General features: G+C 72.8%; 2 protein-coding genes. Both read left to right on the top strand.

All coding sequences use genetic code 11. The features are described from left to right. The coding region (locus AC3ET3_RS35885; RefSeq protein WP_435613708.1) for a type I polyketide synthase at positions 1 to 2878 on the top strand (2878 nt) is incomplete at its 5' end. After that, complete coding sequence (locus AC3ET3_RS35880; RefSeq protein ID WP_432140146.1) at positions 2868 to 3902, top strand: ketoacyl-ACP synthase III family protein; 1035 nt, start codon at positions 2868 to 2870, stop codon at positions 3900 to 3902. The genes AC3ET3_RS35885 and AC3ET3_RS35880, both read left to right, overlap by 11 nt. The last annotated feature ends 71 nt before the right edge of the window (positions 3903 to 3973 follow it).

Raw genomic sequence — 3973 nt, 5'->3', positions numbered from 1 at the left:
GGAGACAGGTGCCGGCGGGTTCATCGAGGTGAGTCCCCACCCGGTACTCACCCTCCCCGTCCAGCAGACCCTGCAGGAAATGGCCGGTGCCGAACCGGTCGTCCTCGGCACGCTGCACCGCGACCGCGGCGACACACACGACTTCACCGAGTCCGTCGCCACCGCCTACACCAGCGGCATCCCCGTACGCCCCACCCCCCTGCCCCACCACCCCGCCCTCCCCACCTACCCCTTCCAAGGCACCCACCACTGGCTCACCCCCTCCACGCATGCCACACGCGGCGCGTCCGGCCTGGGCGCGGTGGCCGCCGCACACCCTCTGCTGGGCGCGGCCGTCGAGCTGCCCGGCACCGAGACGGTGGTCTTCACCGGCCGTCTCTCGGCAACCACGCACCCATGGCTGGTGAACGAGCGCCCGGCCGCCCTCGGCTGGCTGGTCGCCGAGCTGGCCCTCGCGGCCGGGGCGCAGCTGGGCGTCGGCCGGTTGCCCACTCTGACGCCGCAGGCGCCGTTGGTGACGCCGGCGTCCGGCTCCCTTCAGATCCGCGTCACCGTGGGTGAGGGTTCCCAGCCCGGGGTGCGCACGGTGACGGTGCACTCCCGGCGCTCCGAGGAGGTGGTGGGCCTGCCGTGGATCTGCCATGCGACGGGCGAGCTGGCTGCGGCGGCGGACCGGCCGGACTGGGACCTGGAGGTCTGGCCGCCTGCCGACGCCACCCCGGCCCCCGAGTCCGTGCCGGACGTGCGGCCCCTGCCCGTGCAACCCGCCCTGCGGGGTGTGTGGCGTCGCGGCACCGAGGTGTTCGCGGAGGTCGCCCTCCCGGACACGCTGCGCGAGGAGGCCCGGCGGTTCGGCCTGCACCCGGTGCTGGCCCAGGCCGCACTCGGCCTGGTGGGCGCCAGGGGCGTCCTGCCCGAGGTCGGGGACGACTGGCGGGCGGGACTCTGGCAGGAGGTCTCACTGCACGCGTCCGGCGCCTCCGTCCTGCGCGTCCGGGTTTCTCCGCGCTCCGACGGTTCCGTGGCGCTGTTCGCCTCCGACGCGGCCGGCAGCCCCGTCCTGTCGACGGTGTGCGTCCGCCCGGAGGCCGTCCCGCGCGGGGTGCGCAGAGCAACGGACGTGGCGCAGCAGGACAGCCTGTTCGGCATCGAATGGACCGATACCGGCACGCGGCACCTCACCGCGGACACCGGCACGACCTGGGCCATCGTGGGAGAGGATCCCGTACGCGCGCGGTCGTCGCTGATGGCGGCGGGACGGTACGCGGAGGCCTATCCCGACCTGGCGGCGCTGACCGCCGCGGTGGAGGCGGGCCGCGAAGTCCCCGATGTCGTCGTGGTGCCCTTCCTGCGGGAGGCCGTCGATCCCTCCGGCGGGGACCTGGTGGACGCCGTGCACGCCACGACGGCCCGGGCCCTGGAGACGGCGCGCGCCTGGGTGACGTCGCCCCTGTACGACGACTCCCGGCTGGTGTTCCTCACCCGCGGTGCCGTGCCGGCGGTGAGCGGACCCGACGACGTGTCGCCGCTGGACCTGGCGGTGGCCGCGGTCTGGGGACTCGTCCGCACCGCGCAGTCGGAGTACCCGGGCCGCTTCGTTCTCGTGGACACCGACCTCGCCAAGCCCACCTGGCGTGCCCTGGACCGTGTGGTTTCCTCCTCGGAACCACAGTGGGCGTTGCGCGGGCGGACGGCCCGGGTGCCGCGGATGACCCGCCTCGCTCCCGCCGATGTCCTCCCGGCATTCGACGCCGGCCCGGACGGCACCGTACTGATCACCGGCGGTACGGGCGCCCTCGGCTCCGCGGTCGCCCGGCACCTGGTGACCGAACACGGCGTGAGGGAGCTGCTGCTGGCGAGCCGGCAAGGACCGGACGCGCCGGGTGCTGCGGCCCTGGAGGCCGAGCTTTCCGCGCTCGGCGCCCGGGTCCGCGTGGCAGCCTGTGACGTCACGGACCGCGACGCCCTGGCCGCGCTGCTCGGCGGCCGGCTGATCGGTGCCGTGGTCCACACCGCCGGCGCGGTGCACAACGGCATCCTCCCGTCCCTCACGGCCGAGCAGCTGACCGAGGTGCTCCGGCCCAAGGTGGACGCGGCCGTACACCTGTACGACCTGGTCCGTGAGGCGGGCGTGAGGCAGTTCCTGCTGTACTCCTCCGTCGCCGGCATCACGGGCGGCCCCGGACAGGCCAACTACGCGGCGGCCAACACGTTCCTGGACGCGTTCGCCCACCACCTGCGCGCGCGGGGCGTCCCGGCGACGTCGATCGCCTGGGGGCTGTGGGCCGGGGCCAGCGGTCTGGCGGGGTCCGCCGCGACGGACCGGCAGCCGGCGGCTCTGCACGGAACGCGGCCGCTCGGCACCGAGGACGGCCTCGGGTTGTTCGACGGCGCGTGGGCGGCCGGCCGCAGTCTGGTCGTCGCGTCCCGCCCTGACTTCGCCGCACTGGCCGAGGACGCCGGGTCCGGTGCCGTACCGGCCGTCATGCGGTCCCTGGTGTCCGGCTCCGCACGCCGTATGGCCCAGGACACCCCCGAGGAGCAGGGCGGTCTCGCGCACCGCTTGGCGGCGATGGGTCCGGAGGAACGGGAGACCGTGATGACCGGTCTCGTGCGGGAGCGGGCGGGCGCCGTCCTGGGGCACACGGCACCGGGCGGTGTGGCGGAGGACGCCCGGTTGAAGGACCTCGGGTTCGACTCGCTCACCGCACTGCAACTGCGTACGGCGCTCGCCGAGGCGACGGGGCTCCGGCTGTCGCCGGGTGTGGCGTTCGACTTCGAGACGCCGCTGGATCTCGCCCGGCACCTGATCGAGCAGCTCCTCGCCCCGGCCGCCTCGCCTCTCGACGACAACGGAAGGATCCAGGATGAGAATTGAGAACGTGTTCATCGACTCGTTGGGGGTCGTGCTGCACGATTTCGAGCCCGTCGAGCGGGCCGTGGCGCAAGGACTGATCGCGCAGGACATCGTGGACGCGAACGGCTTGACCGGGACCCATCTAGCCCACGACATCCCGGCCGTCGAACTCGCCATCGCCGCCGCGCGCGTCACTCTGGACCGCTCGAAGCTCGACCCCGAGTCCCTCACGAGCCATGTGCACAGTGCCGTCTACTACCAGGGCCCCCAGGGTTCCTATCCGCCGGGATACGTGCTGCGTGAACTGGAGCTGGAGCCGACCAGCTCGCTGTACCTGCGGCAGGGCTGCAACGGCATGCTCGGCGCGCTGGAGGTGGCCGTCGGTCAGATCACCGGTGCGGCGCAGGCGGAGGCCGTGCTGATCACCTCCGGTGAGAACTTCACCGCGTCGGGCCTGAACCGCTATTCGGGGCTGGGGCAGGCCTACTTCCTCTCCGACGGCGGCGCTTCCGTCCTGGTCAGCGCGGACGAGGGCTTCGCGCAGATCAGATCGCTGAGCTCCGGCATTCTTCCGGAACTCGAGCGGTGGCACCGCGGCGACGGATCCCTGCTGCCGGACGACGGGCAGCGCAACGACGAGGAGATGGCCGAGCGGGCGACGCGGTACAGCGAGACCGAGACGCCTCTCTCCGAGACCCTCGAGAAGCTCACCCTCTTCAACCTCGGTGTCATCCGCCGGGCGCTCGTGAGCGCCGATCTGAACGCCGGCGACATCGCCAAGGTGGTTCCGATCAACATGGACGGCCGCATGGTCGAGTACTCGGTCATGATGCCGCTCGGTCTGCCCATGGACCGGTCGACGTGGGACTACGGCAAGGGCATCGGGCACGTGGGCGGCGCCGATGTGCTGATCACCCTGGAACATCTGGTCCGCCGCCGCGAGGTGGCGCCCGGAGACCATGTGCTGCTGATCTCGCAGGGTCCGGGCTGGATGTGCACGGCCTGTGTCGTCACCGTCCTGGACCTTCCGGCCTGGGCGGTCTGACCGGGCCGCGCCGAGCCTCGTCGCTCCCCGTCGACGCGAAAGGACTCTCCCCCCCCCCGGGAGAGGGACAG

This window comes from Streptomyces sp. bgisy159, assembly GCF_057707805.1.
This window is presented reverse-complemented; position numbering and strand designations above follow the sequence as displayed.